Source organism: Pseudoalteromonas sp. MQS005 (assembly GCF_001661605.1).
Lineage (GTDB): Bacteria > Pseudomonadota > Gammaproteobacteria > Enterobacterales > Alteromonadaceae > Pseudoalteromonas > Pseudoalteromonas tetraodonis.
Genome location: NZ_LYRQ01000044.1, coordinates 1 through 14,022, shown reverse-complemented (window position 1 = coordinate 14,022; position 14,022 = coordinate 1). Strand labels below are relative to the sequence as shown.

Below are 14,022 nucleotides of genomic sequence, written 5' to 3'. Positions count from 1 at the left end.
TCACGGTTCTACTCGCTATCACTAACGGACACGCCAGTTAGACGTTGAATTTCAATATGTTGTAAGTGCAAAGATTGATAGGCATCAAGTAACTGATTTTGGGCGCTAAGTAGCTCTCTACGGATGTCACTCCACTGGTTGTAGCTAAGCTTGCCGATATCAAATGCCTGACTTGCTTCAGTCAATGCGGTTTCTAGTACGGGAATAATTTCAGCTTGAATCGTTTCAATGACATGGTGGGAATGCGCCATTTCTTGCAATAGTACATATAGCTGTGCATCAAGTTTCTGCATTAAGGCTTGTTGCTGAGTTGCCAGTACATCTTGTTTTGCGCGTAAGGCCGCTATTGTTCCTGCATTTCTATTGGCATTCCCCCAAGGAATAGAGATACCCGCCACTAAACCAAAGTCATCTGTCGCTTCATATCGTCTCAATCCCGCAGTGAGTTGCCACTGAGGTTTTGCTTCAATGCGTGCAAGCTCCATTTGAGACTGAGCGATACGTTGTTCATTAACAAACTGCTGTATTTGTGGGATTTGCTTAAGCTTGATTAGCTGGCTTTCTACCGAGGGAATTTCCGGCTTAAGCATTAAATTCCCCGTTAATTTAAGCTCAGCCTGAGGCTTGCCCCATAAGGATGACAGTTGATAATGACTGGCTTTTAATTCGTGCTCTAAATCTTCTACAGCGAGATTTCTTCGAACCAGCTCGGCTTGAGCCAAGCGCATTTCAACATTGGAACTTTTACCCGCTTTTACTCTTTTGGCAATCGCGTCAACCACTTCCTGTGCCTGAGAAACTGCTAATTGATTTAATTTCAAGCGCTCTTGCTTTATCAAGATTTCAACAAACTGCTTTGCAACAATCGCAGAAAGATCGAGTGCTTTTATTTTTTGCTCTACTATTACTGCACTTGCTTGGCTTTTTGCCGCATTAACTCTGCCATCAATTTGATCTTGTTGAAGTAGCCAAGAGTAAGTGAGTGTCGATTGCATACTTTTTAATGCACTATGCTCACCTGTCCCTAACGCATCCTCAATCATTAAACCTATTTGAGGGCGTTCTCCAATGGCAGCTTGCTCGATATTGCCTTGCCACACAGCTTCTTCAGCTACCAAGGCTTTCAGTTCGGGATGACTTTCTAGTGTCATGGTCACAGCCTTGCTCAGATTAATAATCTGATGTGATGACTGTATTTGCTGCTGGGACTGCGAATTAGCCAAAGAGGGTGTTGGTATTGCTAAACCAACTCCCGTTGTTACAGCTATACCAACAGCCAAAAACCGATAGCTAATCGGTTTTTTTTCGTTGCTATTACGCTTGTTTTTATATGGGTTAAATCTCATTCCATATCCTTAATTAATGGATGAAAAAAGTTTCGATAAAGTGATGGAAACTATCGACCGTGGATGCAGCAAATACAGGCATAGTTACCAATAATGCTAGAGTAATGAAGATAGTGGTAAGCGATGGTTTATTAATTGGATTTAATAACCCCTCAACACGAAGACTCGTGTAATCATGTCCGAAGTAGCTAACAGACGCCTGATCGCAATCCGTAGGAAGTGCTTTTTGAAGTCTAGCGACATCAATCAATGTCTGTGCGATATCAAGGTGGTCGTATTCTTTAGTGACCTCATTGTCGGCTATCTTTTCCGTCATTAAGACATATTGCTCAATTAGGGTTTGTTTTATACGAGATGGATAGAAGCTGGCTAGTGCCGTGAAGAGCACTTTAAATAACGGATCTCTTGCCGTTACATGGGCAAGCTCATGATTAACGATGATATTAAGTTGTTCATCGCTAACTTGGGTTTGTAGTCCGGTTGATACGTAGATCTTGGGCGATATAAAGCCTGTAGTAAAAGCAACAGGTACTTTAACAGGCATCAAGAAATATTGATTGCCATTAGTCGTCTTAGCATCTTGTGCGTCAGTAAAGCTTAGCAAACTCGATAATGCGATAGATTGTTTGGTCCTAGCTAAGATAGTCTTTGCTACGCGCCATGCTAAATAGATCAATGCCAAAAGCAATGTTAACGCGTGCCAACTTGAAAAGCTGAAAATATCGATATGGTGCCAATGGGCAAAATCTTCGAACCAGCTTATTTTAAAAATTTTATCAAGCCCTATCGAGTAGGGCATAAAGTAACCGATGCAAGAAAGTGCTATCCACCAAGGCGCACTAACAAGAGACCACATTATAAATTTTTGACTATTAAAACTGACTTGATTGAGCCTGAACAACACAAAACGAGATATGACAGCGACACTTGCAATACCGATCACAAATGCAAGCACTGCAACACTGAGCAAGTTTAGTGCGATTGCCAACTCTCCAACCAACATAATTAAGCCTGTTCCTTTCTTAACTGGCGTTGTTTTTCGATCATTTTTTCTAATGTATCGAGTTGTGCGTCATTAAGTTGTGCTGAAGCGGAACTAAAAGCGGCTATTAAGCTGTTTTCACCATCTTCAACAAAGTCACTGGTCACATTTGAAATAAGCTGAGCAATTAAACCTTCACGATCTACTCTGGCTGAATAACAATACGCATGGCCTTGTTTAGTGCGCTTAAGTAATTCTTTTTTAAATAACCTATCAAGCGTACTTTGAATGGTATTTAAGGAATTACCACGCGCAAGCCCCAGTACTTTATGTACTTGCTTTGCATCCGCCTCTTTGACATTCCAGAAATGTTGAAGCACTAACTTTTCTAGTTCACCTAATTGCATAACACTTTACTCTATTTAATTCGCTGGCTATATTGTCACAACAAAAACCGATAGGCAATCGGTTTTTAGATTTAAGGGTATTATATGGGTTGGCTAATAACTAAGTATTTGATCACCGCAATGGTTATCGTAGCTGCATCAGAGCTAGCAAAACGAAGTGATAAACTAGGCGCACTGATAGTGGCATTACCGACAGTCACCATTTTAACCATGATTTGGTTATATGTTGAAAAGCAGCCGTCAGAGAAAATAGCCAATCATGCTTGGTACACCTTTTGGTATGTTCTTCCGACGTTACCAATGTTTTTTATTTTCCCCACGCTGATGCAACGCTACAGTTTTTGGCTATCGTTACTCATCAGCTCATTAATAACTGTAATTTGCTTTTGGCTGTTTTCTTTATTGCTGAAACAGTTTGGGATTGATTTGCTTCCTTGAGGTTAGCAGCAAGGTCCGTTGTTCGCCCCCACAGCTGCCATTAGAGTATTTACGTTAACGCGTAATGGGGCAAAAGCGCGTTAGCTGAAATATGTTCGATCTGTGATCACAAAGTACAAAAATGGTTACTTTAAAGCGGAAAAACGCATTAAAGTAACCAATATGGAACATTATTGGCGCAGCTATTTTAGAAGGACGTGCTCAATTATTTCCCGAAATTTCTTCCGTCGCCTCCTGACGCAGTTTCTGTGCATCCATTCCGTTTAGCCTTTCAATGGCTCTGTCTGCGGCACTTTGACGGTTTCCATCCACGTTTAGCGTACTTCCTGAGCCAGTCAGTCTTTCCAGATCCAGTGACGGTACTTCGGGTAGGTTGCCTGTTATCGATAAAATACCTATCCATTCATCGAGATTGACTTGGCTCCAATCTACCAGGTTTAACTGACTCGCAGTCAAGCCTTCACAGTTGGGAGATTTCGCACTGCCCCAGCCAAGGCCCAATTGCGGACGCACTTGCTCTTGAATGATCCGTGAAAGTGGCGAAGTAAAGCAGCAATATGACTGCCGTTTTTCAACACAGGCACCTAAGAACTTAGACTTGCAGTAAGAGCCTACATAGTGGCAACTCTTCAATACCCGCTTGGCGTTCATTTCAAACTCGCTCTGCTCACATTTCCAGATAAGCTGAATGAGGATCATAGTGACTGAGTAAATCATGTAAGCCGTCATAACCGTGCTCAGAACCGCGCCCGCAGCGCCTCCCAGTGCAAAGTTACCACCCGAAACGACACCATCGGCTCCAACCGCGCCACCAACGTTACTAAACAGTGCCGATTGCGCCCCCGAACCAAAGGTAGTACCTACCCATTCAGCCGTTTTGTTGGTCAACACCTGCATGAAGCCAGTCGCAGCTTGCTCCGCGCCAGCAGCCGTTGATGGCCCAGCCCCCATGAGAGAGTCCCATGCAGACACAAAGGGCTCCTTGACCGCACTCCAGGTGCTCGTGATTGGCTCCCTGAGCGTATTCCAAGAACCATAGATTGCCGAAGACGGATTCATGGCCATGACTGCCGTATCAAGCTTGTTGACCGCTACTATCATCGTGATGTAATCCGATAACGACACGCCACTTGGCTTTTCACAGCAATCCACTATGCCACCAACGGCTTTTTTGCACTGGCCAGCATTACCTTTAAAGACCGTACACTCGACGTTATCTTGGCCATCAGCTCCCGTGCATGACATATCATTGGTCATAAACTGCGCCGCATTAAGCATCGCAGCTGCTTCTGCAAAGTTAGCCTGCTTGATTGACTCTGGCTCTAAGCAATCTGTGCCCATACAGCGAACTGGCCCCTCACAGTTGTATTGAGTTTCCATTCGAGCATTTTGCACTTCAACGCTTTGTCCGCAGTCATACACCAAACTTTGGATATAACAGAAGCCTTCATGACCAGCCCCACCTTCCGTGCATTCGGTTCTGACATACTGGCAGGCCGGGTTTTGCTCTAGCGCGGCACACGTATTGGTGGTCGTGTTTTGTCCGTTATTGACGATAGTTTGAGTATTACCATTGGCATCTACCCAGCTATCTGAGCTGCCCATGTTGAACTCAGGATGAGCAGTCGAAGCATTGTAGGTCGCTCTTGCCCTCCAGCATGAAAGCCCCAGTCCATCAGAACTGCCGCGACTGGTTAAATGAGAAGGAGATGAAACAACAGCCGGATAAAGGCTTCCAAGATTCGCCAACTCGCCACTACCAACCGTTAAGCCGTCGATTCGTTTTGTGCCTGTATCCAAACACTGCCACTGCACCGCAGTAAACTGATCCGTTTGCATCAAGCATTGGTCTATGCCCGGATCACTTGATTGATGAACAATGTCTTGCTCTAAGTATTTGCCAGAGAAGGTCAATGAAGCGCTCAGTTTCGCAGGAGCCAAACACTTCTGAACTTCTCGGCTGCAAGTGTCGAAATCGACTTTGTTCCAGCCGGATTCACATCTGGAACGAGTGACTTCCTGAGGTTCATGCCACGAAATAATCGACCCATTAACGACCCTACACAATGAGCCAACCAAGGTTCCTTTTGGACACGTCATTTCAGGGTACTTAATGGACGGTTTCGTCTCTGTGACCGCTTCTTTATTGCCCGTCAGTGAGAGTGTCGTTTTCCAACCATTTGCCTTGGATGGCGACTCGGTGATTTTTATCTCAGTATTTTGATTATCAAAAATCCTCAGCGTCGTGTTTCCAGTTTGCATGGTGTTGCTGTGCTGAGGAACAAAGCTAAGCGTTTCAGAACTAAAGCAACCGCGCTCAATGGACCAGCTTTGTTGATGGGTTTCAGCGGATACGCGTCGCTCTAACTGACACTGAGTAAGCGTGCTGATCTTCTCGCACACTTGGTAATCCGGTACATGCTTGGTTTCCGTAAATGGCGTGATCGTCTGAGTAGGCTCACAGGCCTCAAAACTATTCGGCATAAGGTTGGATACCACACACTTTGGATCGCTGGTTTGCAATCCACAGTCATAGGTATCGGTAAAACGAATGCATTCACCTTTATCATTGGTCTCGGCACATTCTGATGACATGAAGCCACAGGAAGGATTCGCTTCAAGCACTTGGCAGGCCTGATTTTCAATCCCCTTATAGCTTTCGTCATCCACACTCACTTGTACACGCCGACACAAAGGCGATATGCCAGCCACAGGGCTTGGGGCAAAATAGGATTCACAAACTGAAACACCATTGACCACCGTACATCCGTTGGTTGAAGACGGCTGATCCGTGCATTGAATGCTGTAGTCTGAAAACTTCGTCGGGATATCCGCTGCTTGTTCGATACAGGATTGTGGCGACCAACTATCATTCATCACCACCTTGGTTGGATCAAAGCGCACCTTGATGCGTGCATACCCCTCACCACTACCCGTAACCGATACGCGAATTTTTACCGGCACTTCTAAACCGGGTTCTACCGCTTTTAGCCGGGCAGTGAGATCGGTATTTGGATTGCGCTCCCAACTGGTACTGAGCTCGCAGCGACCTGCCGTTTCTGGTGGAAAGTTATTGTTCGGCCCAGACCAGACTTTCTGATCGCCAAGCCAAACTTGCATGTAGTCATCCCATTTGGCGTACTCAAGAACGGCTGAGGTAATCGCATCGGGGTTCACGACTTTGAGTGTGATGGCCTGTTCGAACACTTTACAACTGCCACTCCAGTAGTTGTCACCAATTCGTCCTATCCAAACTTCAAGACACCCCTCACCACAAGAGCGAAGGTTCATCGGTCCGGAAACATGCTCAATAATGCCTGCCGTGTAATCGTGAGTAATAGTGCAGCTGTTAACCGCTGTATTGAGCCTGTCACATTGCTGGTAATTTGGGCTGCCTTCACCTTGAGACTCACAACCTGGGAAGCTTTGCGTCAATAGATTAGGGTCAGTTTGAACCGCATCAGTTAATGCCCAAAGCGGATCATTGACCATATCTGGCCGAGACCTGTCTTTGATTTGTTGTAGCGAACGAAATGCCTCACCCGTAGCGCCACTTTCGGATGCCATGCTCTCTTGGCGCTGCGTCCCCAATTGATTCATGCTGGCATCAGAGCCATAAACGCCCGTTAAGACATCCAATGAGCCCTGATCCATACCTGGGAAAAGCTCTTGCAAGTTAATGGACTCATTACCACTGCCATTCGGCACCGACAATGTATTGCCATTGAGTGCGGGCATCGTCCAGTTTTGCAGCAATTGCTTACCTTCCTGTTGTCCGCTTAGGCCGGATTGGCGCTGTACATCAGCGGCCACACCATGTAAGGGCAAGCACGCCATAGTGATAGATAAAATACCCGCTAACACTCGGGTAAAAAATGTTGGTTTCATAGTTAACCTCCCGAGTTACAGCAGTCTTGCCAGCGCCACAAAATGTAGAGCGCATCTTCTCCGGCACCGGGGATCGTTCGCCACTCTCCCCATTTCATGGTGCTTTCACCGATGACATGCGCACTTTCAGTTTCTGGTACAGGGAAGAACATACTCATCTTGTATTGGGATTTCGGCAGCATGGGTTCGATAACAGGTCGGCATAGCGCACTGTTCCCCATTGTTCGCCTTGCAAGACCACGCCTGTGTTGAGCCGCGATTGCTCGCGCCGCTAAATGGCTGGTGTTTTCTGCTAATGAGCCAAAGGCTAAGGTGTGGCCAGATAACGGGTAGAGATGGCCCCAACTGCCAGCACACCAAAACAACTGGTCAATGGGTTTACCAAGCGTTGATGAAGCAGCGTCAGCGGTACAAGCCGAAATAGCCAATGGATTGGCAACGGCAGCCGCTTCAGGCTGAGTAAAAAAGGCCAGTTCATCGTTCAGCCATGTTGGGTCCAATTCCGACAAATACATCAAGTCAAAGTCCATGTAACCATCGGCATTGCAATTGCCATCCATGAACAAATCGAGCATGACCAAAAGCGGAAAGGCGTAATAATGGTAATGGTAGAAAGCAAGATCACCGGTATCGTATTCACCCTCGCCATGACCACCTTGCAGTCGCCTATCACCTAACGGTAAACGAATCCCTCCCAGGGAAGGCGAGCAACCCGGCGTTCTGACCAGTTCAATCAAACGCGCTGGCTCCCACATGCTGGTAACAATACCTGGCCTTGGCACGCCTAAGTTGTCTTCACATAAGCAAAATGACTTGTTTGATGCGCCGCTTGGGACACTGCCAGAGCCAAGCGGAAGCCCTGCAACCCGGATAGGAAAAATGCATGACCAGCAAACATCCGTCAGCAACTTGCCCGACAATAAACCCGCGTCTGGGCAGGTCAGTTCGGCTTTTGCAGGAATAGATGCGCCCAGGACAAGCATGACAACGAGAGTCCGCATCAGACGATACGTATTATTGAGCTTTTTCATGAACAAGCTCCTTTGCTGGAATTTCTTCTATTTCAAACGCGAGCCCCTTTGCCTGAACAAACGATGGGGTGACTTGCAAATCAAAGCGCTGCTTTAGCGAGGCGTTGAGAAGGTAAACCGGACTATCCAATGTCTTTTCGAGCGCATTGAGGCTATTCCAACCTTGAGTACGGTCGAGCTGCGTGGTGATAAGCGTAATGCGGCGCAGTGTCCTATCTTGCGTCTCAAGCCAATGCGCAACTGCGTCCACTTCTTCAGCGTTCGACGCATTAAACACCACAAGCTGCTGAGTAAACGGCAAGGCTTTTAGCGGGTTAATACGCGTTCCTGCTGGGATCAATGTTCGGCCATTGGCATCCAATAGTGGCCGCTGCATGACGATGGTTGGATCAACCGTTCTTATCCGATATTGCGTGGCTTTGGGTAAGTCAGTGAAAGTTTGGCGAGACCAGAATCGCTCAATGGCTTTTTTCTTTAATGCGCCCAGGTCTATCGACTGTAAACGCTGCATCGCCACTTGCATCAAATCCGGTTCTAAAATCGAATGAATAGGACCGCGTTGACCCAATGAACCGGTATTGCCTGTTTCAATTTGACGCTGCAACCAGTCCTTGCTGTAAACCCCTAGTGCACTTGCAGTCACCTTGTCATCTTCTATGCGGAAAATGGCAGGCACGCTAGTCACCCGCCAGTGCACAAAGGCTTTCGGATCGATTCGAACCTGAGGAACAGGATCAAGTCCCACCATCAGCGTATGCCAATCACGGATAGCCGCCCCCAAGGTCTTTCCTTCAGGAATTCCCCGAAACAACACAATAGCGCCGGTTGCACTGGCCTCTTTAAATAGCTGCTTCAGTGAGGAATCCCCCAGTGAAGACGACGCAAAAATCAACCATTCATCGTTGTGTTTGAGCGACGCAGGTTGTTCAATCGGTGAAAAAGGCTCGATAAATTCAGATGAACCATCCACAGCACTTTGTAAAATGCTGCGGCTCATTTCGACGATCTTTTTGTCCTCGTCAGACAACGGATAAGGCTCTTGTGCCCAGGACACTTGAACCCAAGCCAATGGAGCAACCAACAAAAATAAGAGGCATAGTCTTCTCATCATCCACCTCCTACCAAAGCGGCCAAGCGCGACCGACAATCTGCTCGCGCTTAACGGCATTCCAATAACGGGAGTCAAAACTCGTTGCGGACTCACCGGAAAACCAATATTCGTTTTCTTGCAGCGTCAATGAGCGGCTAAATTCTGTTTCAGCAACGCCAATACGCGGTGCTAATGCCATGCCGGTAGAGACTTCAGCACCGTTCACCAGCACATGTTGAGGCGTCACATTGACTTCATCCCCAGGCATCCCTGTTAGGCGTTTCAACATACGAGTACCGTCGTTATATAACGGAGCAAGTCCTTTTGAGTGGAAGGCATACAAACCATCCTTAACGGGCTCTTTATTCCATAGGTCAATCAGATACACCGTGGTATCAGGCAGGCAGCGCTCTTGCTGGGTATCAATACCTATTCGGTAGCGCATCATGGCGTAGGTGCCTACCATGGCCATGATTAACGCAAGAATGGCCAGCCGGATGAGGTAAGGCCGCCAAGGCATTCTTTTACGGAGTATCTGCATGAGACACCTCCTTTGAGCCTACTGGCACAAATATGGAATCATCAGCACCCACCACCGCTTGGGCATCCAGCACGATAAAACCGGCTGCTTTTAACTTTTCAATTTGCTGATTGGTCTGAAGCAACCTGGATTCGATGTCTTGTTCGCTGGCATTGGGGCCCAGTGACAACACCGCCTCCCCAAAATCCACGACTGCAATGGGCGTACTTAACGCCAACTGGCTGTGGATCGGTTCGAGTGTTTTCATTAAGAGCCAACTGGTCATTAAACCGCTACTAGCAATAGACAAAGTAATAGAGGCCATAAATGGCCAAAGCGTGGTCTTATTCATAGCCTCGCTCCTTCAACAACTGAGAAATGGCATCAGCAACAGAAAGGCCTTTGCGCGTTAACTGCTTAATCGCGTTTACATCTTCTGCACGGGACGAGTACAACAGCTTGTGAAACGGATCGACGATGAGACGGCCAATCCCGGTGCCCATCTCGGTAATAAAGAAAATTTCGGAATAGACACCAGTGACGGTATGAACCGTTTTCAGGTATTCATAGCCGCCTTCACCAAGTGGCAAGCGGCCTTCTTTTTTGAGCGCGTTGATGGTTTCGGCTTTTTGACCAAGCAGGTACATATTGGCCGAGTTTTCAGCGATGGCTTTACCTGTAGGGCTGTCATACAAATCGTTGACCGACTGCGTTACCGTTACAGCACTGCCGCCATATTTTCGAAATCGACGGTAACCCGTCTCGATGAACTTACCGACATCACCTTGGGTCAGCAGATCCCAGGCTTCGTCAATGAACACAATCTTGCGACGATCACGCTCACCTAAGTACATCTCTTGTTGGATTTGGTAGATAAGCTGAAGCAACACCACTTGTTGTAGGTGCTTGCGCCCCTTGAGCTCTTCTAACTCCAAAACAGTGAAACGGTTTTTGAAGCGAATATTGTTGTGACCATTAAAGAAACGGCCATATTCGCCCTGTGTCGTAAACGGATAGAGCTGCTCACCCACGTCCTGCACACGTCGGTCTTCATGATTTTTTAAAGCCTCTGCCACATCATCAACCAACATGGCACGACCTTTTTTCTCCCACAGTTCACGGGTCTGACGCTTTAGGTTGGCCATCTGAAAATCAGTTAATGACTGCGTAGGCGCGGCCATTGCGGCCAATAATCCAACAAGTACATCCGCTTCTTCGTCATAGTCCTCAACGATTTCAAACGGGTTTAAGCAAATGCCACTATCCCGCCCGAACTGTAAGAACTCTCCGTCATAAACTTCACACAGCTTTTCATAAGAGCGGCCAACATCAATCACCCAGCATTGCCCGCCTTCAGATAAGTAGGAGGAGATGATTTCGTTCACCAGGAAAGACTTGCCCGACCCTGATTGCGCCGCGATGCAACAGTTGTAATTACTGCCCGAGTCATAAAGGGACACACTCATGATCTGGCCATTACGGGAAACAAAGTTAATCACTGGCGTGCCCGTGCCTTTCCAATCCGCAAACAAAGGCAACAGAGGGATCACATGCCGTGTCGCCATGGTCTTGAATCGAAACAAGTCGTTCATCGCCTGGCGATCAGCACCAAATGGCAAAGCATTCAGGAAAATGGGCAAGCAGAAGTACTTGTCTTCCATCAGCTCAAATCCAAGTTCTTTGAAATAGGTTCGAGCATTTGAAACAGAGCTGATGGACGCCTCTTCCGTTGGGGAAAACAGCGTCAAAGTCATATTTGCCCGAATAGGACGATCACCTTCTTGCAAGGCTTCAAAAAGAACATCAAATCCCTTTTTCTTGGCTGCCAGCACCGGCACAAACTTGAGCATCGGGCCATAGGCCTGATTGACCGCCCATTGACGCTTCGTCTCTAAACGAGATCGCATCGCCTCAGCTGAGGGAAAGTGAATGGTGACATTTAGCAAAAAGCTGCCGCGTAAACCGCGACTGCCCGTCATCATATCGCCCGCAAAACTTGCGGCATGACCAAACCAGATCCGCTCAGGCAAGCGCTTAAACGATAAGGTTTTAACTCGGTAATCGCCCAACATCAGACCTTGGCTATCCACCTTGATAGCTCGGTCATAATCCAACACTTGCTCTCGAAGTGGTTTATCTGCCTCACTGCGGATTGGTGATGGATTGCGCCAAGAAGCATCTTTTCCCCAGTTAAGTTGCGCACTTAATGCCGCGAGCCAATTTCGGTCAGTCATCTCAGTGACGCGAAAACCAACCGTTGCCAGCGCCTGCGAGAAAGAAGCCCGAAGCGCGGATGCTCGACTCAACTCACGCTCCGTCGGTATAGGACTTTCCAAAGGCAATTTGCAGGTGACGATCAGTTGAAAGTTGCGTACCTGAGTCTGGGTCGATTCTTCTATCGGTTGAACCGTGCCCCCATCGAGAAAATCCGCACGTTTGCGTATCGACGCCCTGAGCAATGGATCGGATTGACGATGCCGTAAGCCCATCATGCGCTGAAGGTCGGTTTGAATATCAGGGGAGGCGTACAGGCCAAATTGCAGCAAAGTGTCTTTTGGCCAGTCGTTGTTGAGAAGAACATTAACCCTGTCTGCAACAGACTCATCACCACCCGGCAATGGGTCACATAGAAAACCAAAGCCAACACTCTGGTCTTCCATGAAAAACAGTTGCTCATCGTCGGAATAGGCTAATACTGGCAACAGCTCAGAAGCGCGTTGCCCTGAATACAGAGAGGCTTTCATTACTGCCCCTCCAACCAAGCAGAAAGGTCATAAGGACGGCCTCGGCTGATGCGACCATCATTGGCGACGATGAAAGGCACACCTTGAATGCCCAGGATTTGAGCCGTCACCAAGGTACGCTGCATTGGTTCTAAGTTGCAGGCATCATCCTGTTCTAGGTTACCAATCCGGCCATTGAGCAATGCATCGGTGGCCGCTTTTTTGTCACGCGCACAGCCAAGCTGGCGAACCTGACGCTCTGAATCAGGACCAAGCACTGGCACAGGGAGAATTTGGAAGGTGTATTCTTTGGTTAACGGTAAAGCTTGTTTCAAAAGCTCATGGCAGTGCGGGCATCGTGGGTCAACAAAGACCACCACTTTCTTTTTGCCTTCACCCAGCGTCAGTGGATTCAAATCATCCATTTTTAAGCCAAGACGACTTAAGTCCAGCGTGTTTCCCGCTTCTCGAATTTCTTCAAGGCTGGTAAGCGGCTTTTTGGACCAGGCATCATAGAGCGTGCCATCAATGACGAACCGGCCACTGTCTGACATGAAAACAATACGGCCATTGCTTTCGACCGCTTTCATACCCGTGACCGGCAAAGAAACCATGCCGTCAATTTTGCCAACGGGCGACACTTCAGACACAGGTTCAGCTTGAACCAAAGGAGACAGCGCAAGCGCCAGAATAATTGGAGATAGTTTTCGCATGAGGAGTCCTCGTTAATGTAAATCGAGGCTCCAGTCTATGCAGTTGTCCTATGTGGACTCGGTTAGATAGATTGAAGAAATCGCAATCTAACTAGGGGTCTTATAGCTCGTTTAGGTTTGTTATAAACGAATTACTTGGCGTTTGCGTTAACAAGCCAATCATCAAGCACTTGCTTCAATTTATCTAATTGCTCTTGATGTTTTGCTTGATTCTTTGCCAATTTGTTAATGTTCTGCAACTTCCAACGAATCGCTGGCAAGTCTGCTGCATTAGGATAATCAAACAATGCCCAGTCAGGCTGCCCTCTTTTGAATGACATGAGGAAGGCATGATCCCTTTCTGTGAAATGTTTTTGCAGTTCAATTAACATCATGGGCCTAAGAGGCTAAGTCTTCGGGGTATACGGATTTAATGGTTGATGGGGCACCTTCACCCCATCAATCTGATACCACCCTCAGATGGTTGATAGATCGACTCCGTAGTTGAGTTCCTCTGCGAAGTCCGGCAGTCCGTAACCGATGGTTTTCTTGTAGAAAGGAGAGACCTTCGCAGTCGGTGCCTTCTTCTTGTGCTTCGTGGTGTAGAGCATTCGTGCCCGCATCACCTCGAAGGAGTAACCGCGCCCTTCACGGTTCTTGTCCTTGGCCAGTCGGTTGATGGACTCCGTGTAAGCGTTGGTGACGGGCATGTCCGTCTCGAAGTAGGTCATGGTCTCTTCGCGCCAGTTTCCCACTGCCCTGACCAGATCGCTCCAGACTTCCTTTTGGCCCTTCGGGATGGTGGCTATCCACTCGTCCAGGGCGGCTTCTGCCTGGAGCCGTGTGGTGGCGTCCCAGATGCCGTAGAAGCGCTCCTTGTGCTCGTAGGCGGCCAGCAGTTGCGG

Annotated in this window: 12 protein-coding genes and 1 pseudogene; 1 reads left to right on the top strand and 12 read right to left on the bottom strand. The window is 47.7% G+C overall.

The genetic code is table 11. The features are described from left to right. Positions 1-8: 8 nt before the first annotated feature. The 3 genes from A9479_RS14490 to A9479_RS14480 are packed head-to-tail and all read right to left on the bottom strand — an operon-like array spanning position 9 to position 2,735. Positions 9-1,346, bottom strand: a complete 1,338-nt coding sequence (locus A9479_RS14490) for a TolC family protein (RefSeq protein ID WP_064663797.1) — start codon at positions 1,344-1,346, stop codon at positions 9-11. Positions 1,347-1,359: 13 nt separating this feature from the next. Continuing rightward, positions 1,360-2,349, bottom strand: a complete 990-nt coding sequence (locus A9479_RS14485) for a M56 family metallopeptidase (protein ID WP_064663796.1) — start codon at positions 2,347-2,349, stop codon at positions 1,360-1,362. Between the two features lie 2 nt (positions 2,350-2,351). Further along, positions 2,352-2,735 carry a BlaI/MecI/CopY family transcriptional regulator gene (locus tag A9479_RS14480; RefSeq protein WP_064663795.1) on the bottom strand — a complete coding sequence of 128 codons (384 nt, stop codon included), beginning with the start codon at positions 2,733-2,735 and terminating at the stop codon, positions 2,352-2,354. A gap of 84 nt (positions 2,736-2,819) precedes the next feature. Here A9479_RS14480 and A9479_RS14475 point away from each other — a divergent pair, with 84 nt between their 5' ends. Beyond that, positions 2,820-3,173: a DUF3147 family protein gene (locus A9479_RS14475; protein ID WP_064663794.1), complete on the top strand. Its 354-nt coding sequence runs from the start codon at positions 2,820-2,822 to the stop codon at positions 3,171-3,173. Between the two features lie 201 nt (positions 3,174-3,374). Here the strand turns inward: A9479_RS14475 and traN are convergent, their stop codons facing one another. The 9 genes and pseudogenes from traN to A9479_RS14430 form a co-directional block, all read right to left on the bottom strand. Then, positions 3,375-7,061, bottom strand: coding sequence for a conjugal transfer protein TraN (gene traN, locus A9479_RS14470; protein ID WP_064663793.1), 3,687 nt, complete (start codon positions 7,059-7,061; stop codon positions 3,375-3,377). A 2-nt stretch (positions 7,062-7,063) separates the two neighbouring features. Continuing rightward, positions 7,064-8,092, bottom strand: a complete 1,029-nt coding sequence (locus A9479_RS14465; protein WP_064663792.1) for a TraU family protein — start codon at positions 8,090-8,092, stop codon at positions 7,064-7,066. Further along, positions 8,076-9,200 carry a TrbC family F-type conjugative pilus assembly protein gene (locus A9479_RS14460; RefSeq protein WP_064663817.1) on the bottom strand — a complete coding sequence of 375 codons (1,125 nt, stop codon included), beginning with the start codon at positions 9,198-9,200 and terminating at the stop codon, positions 8,076-8,078. Before A9479_RS14460 ends, A9479_RS14465 begins: the two co-directional genes overlap by 17 nt. Before the next feature lie 10 nt (positions 9,201-9,210). Then, positions 9,211-9,723 (bottom strand): S26 family signal peptidase, encoded by a 513-nt coding sequence (locus A9479_RS14455; protein WP_197487263.1) that lies wholly within the window; start codon positions 9,721-9,723, stop codon positions 9,211-9,213. Continuing rightward, positions 9,707-10,054: a hypothetical protein gene (locus tag A9479_RS14450; protein WP_064663791.1), complete on the bottom strand. Its 348-nt coding sequence runs from the start codon at positions 10,052-10,054 to the stop codon at positions 9,707-9,709. Before A9479_RS14450 ends, A9479_RS14455 begins: the two co-directional genes overlap by 17 nt. Beyond that, positions 10,047-12,446, bottom strand: a complete 2,400-nt coding sequence (gene traC / locus A9479_RS14445; protein ID WP_024008831.1) for a type IV secretion system protein TraC — start codon at positions 12,444-12,446, stop codon at positions 10,047-10,049. The genes A9479_RS14450 and traC overlap by 8 nt, the downstream gene beginning before the upstream one ends. Next, on the bottom strand, positions 12,446-13,138 hold the full coding sequence (locus tag A9479_RS14440; RefSeq protein WP_064663790.1) for a DsbC family protein: 693 nt from the start codon (positions 13,136-13,138) through the stop codon (positions 12,446-12,448). The genes traC and A9479_RS14440 overlap by 1 nt, the downstream gene beginning before the upstream one ends. Before the next feature lie 131 nt (positions 13,139-13,269). Then, positions 13,270-13,534, bottom strand: a pseudogene (locus A9479_RS14435) (nucleotidyl transferase AbiEii/AbiGii toxin family protein); the annotation flags it as partial. A gap of 59 nt (positions 13,535-13,593) precedes the next feature. Beyond that, positions 13,594-14,022 (bottom strand): ISL3 family transposase (locus A9479_RS14430; RefSeq protein ID WP_042919912.1); only part of this gene is annotated, 429 nt, incomplete at its 5' end.

Coding starts and splice junctions, on each gene's coding strand:
- A9479_RS14490 (WP_064663797.1), bottom strand. CDS start 1,346: ATGAGATTTAACCCATATAAAAACAAGCGTAATAGCAACGAAAAAAAA.
- A9479_RS14485 (WP_064663796.1), bottom strand. CDS start 2,349: ATGTTGGTTGGAGAGTTGGCAATCGCACTAAACTTGCTCAGTGTTGCA.
- A9479_RS14480 (WP_064663795.1), bottom strand. CDS start 2,735: ATGCAATTAGGTGAACTAGAAAAGTTAGTGCTTCAACATTTCTGGAAT.
- A9479_RS14475 (WP_064663794.1), top strand. CDS start 2,820: ATGGGTTGGCTAATAACTAAGTATTTGATCACCGCAATGGTTATCGTA.
- traN (WP_064663793.1), bottom strand. CDS start 7,061: ATGAAACCAACATTTTTTACCCGAGTGTTAGCGGGTATTTTATCTATC.
- A9479_RS14465 (WP_064663792.1), bottom strand. CDS start 8,092: ATGAAAAAGCTCAATAATACGTATCGTCTGATGCGGACTCTCGTTGTC.
- A9479_RS14460 (WP_064663817.1), bottom strand. CDS start 9,200: ATGAGAAGACTATGCCTCTTATTTTTGTTGGTTGCTCCATTGGCTTGG.
- A9479_RS14455 (WP_197487263.1), bottom strand. CDS start 9,723: ATGCAGATACTCCGTAAAAGAATGCCTTGGCGGCCTTACCTCATCCGG.
- A9479_RS14450 (WP_064663791.1), bottom strand. CDS start 10,054: ATGAATAAGACCACGCTTTGGCCATTTATGGCCTCTATTACTTTGTCT.
- traC (WP_024008831.1), bottom strand. CDS start 12,446: ATGAAAGCCTCTCTGTATTCAGGGCAACGCGCTTCTGAGCTGTTGCCA.
- A9479_RS14440 (WP_064663790.1), bottom strand. CDS start 13,138: ATGCGAAAACTATCTCCAATTATTCTGGCGCTTGCGCTGTCTCCTTTG.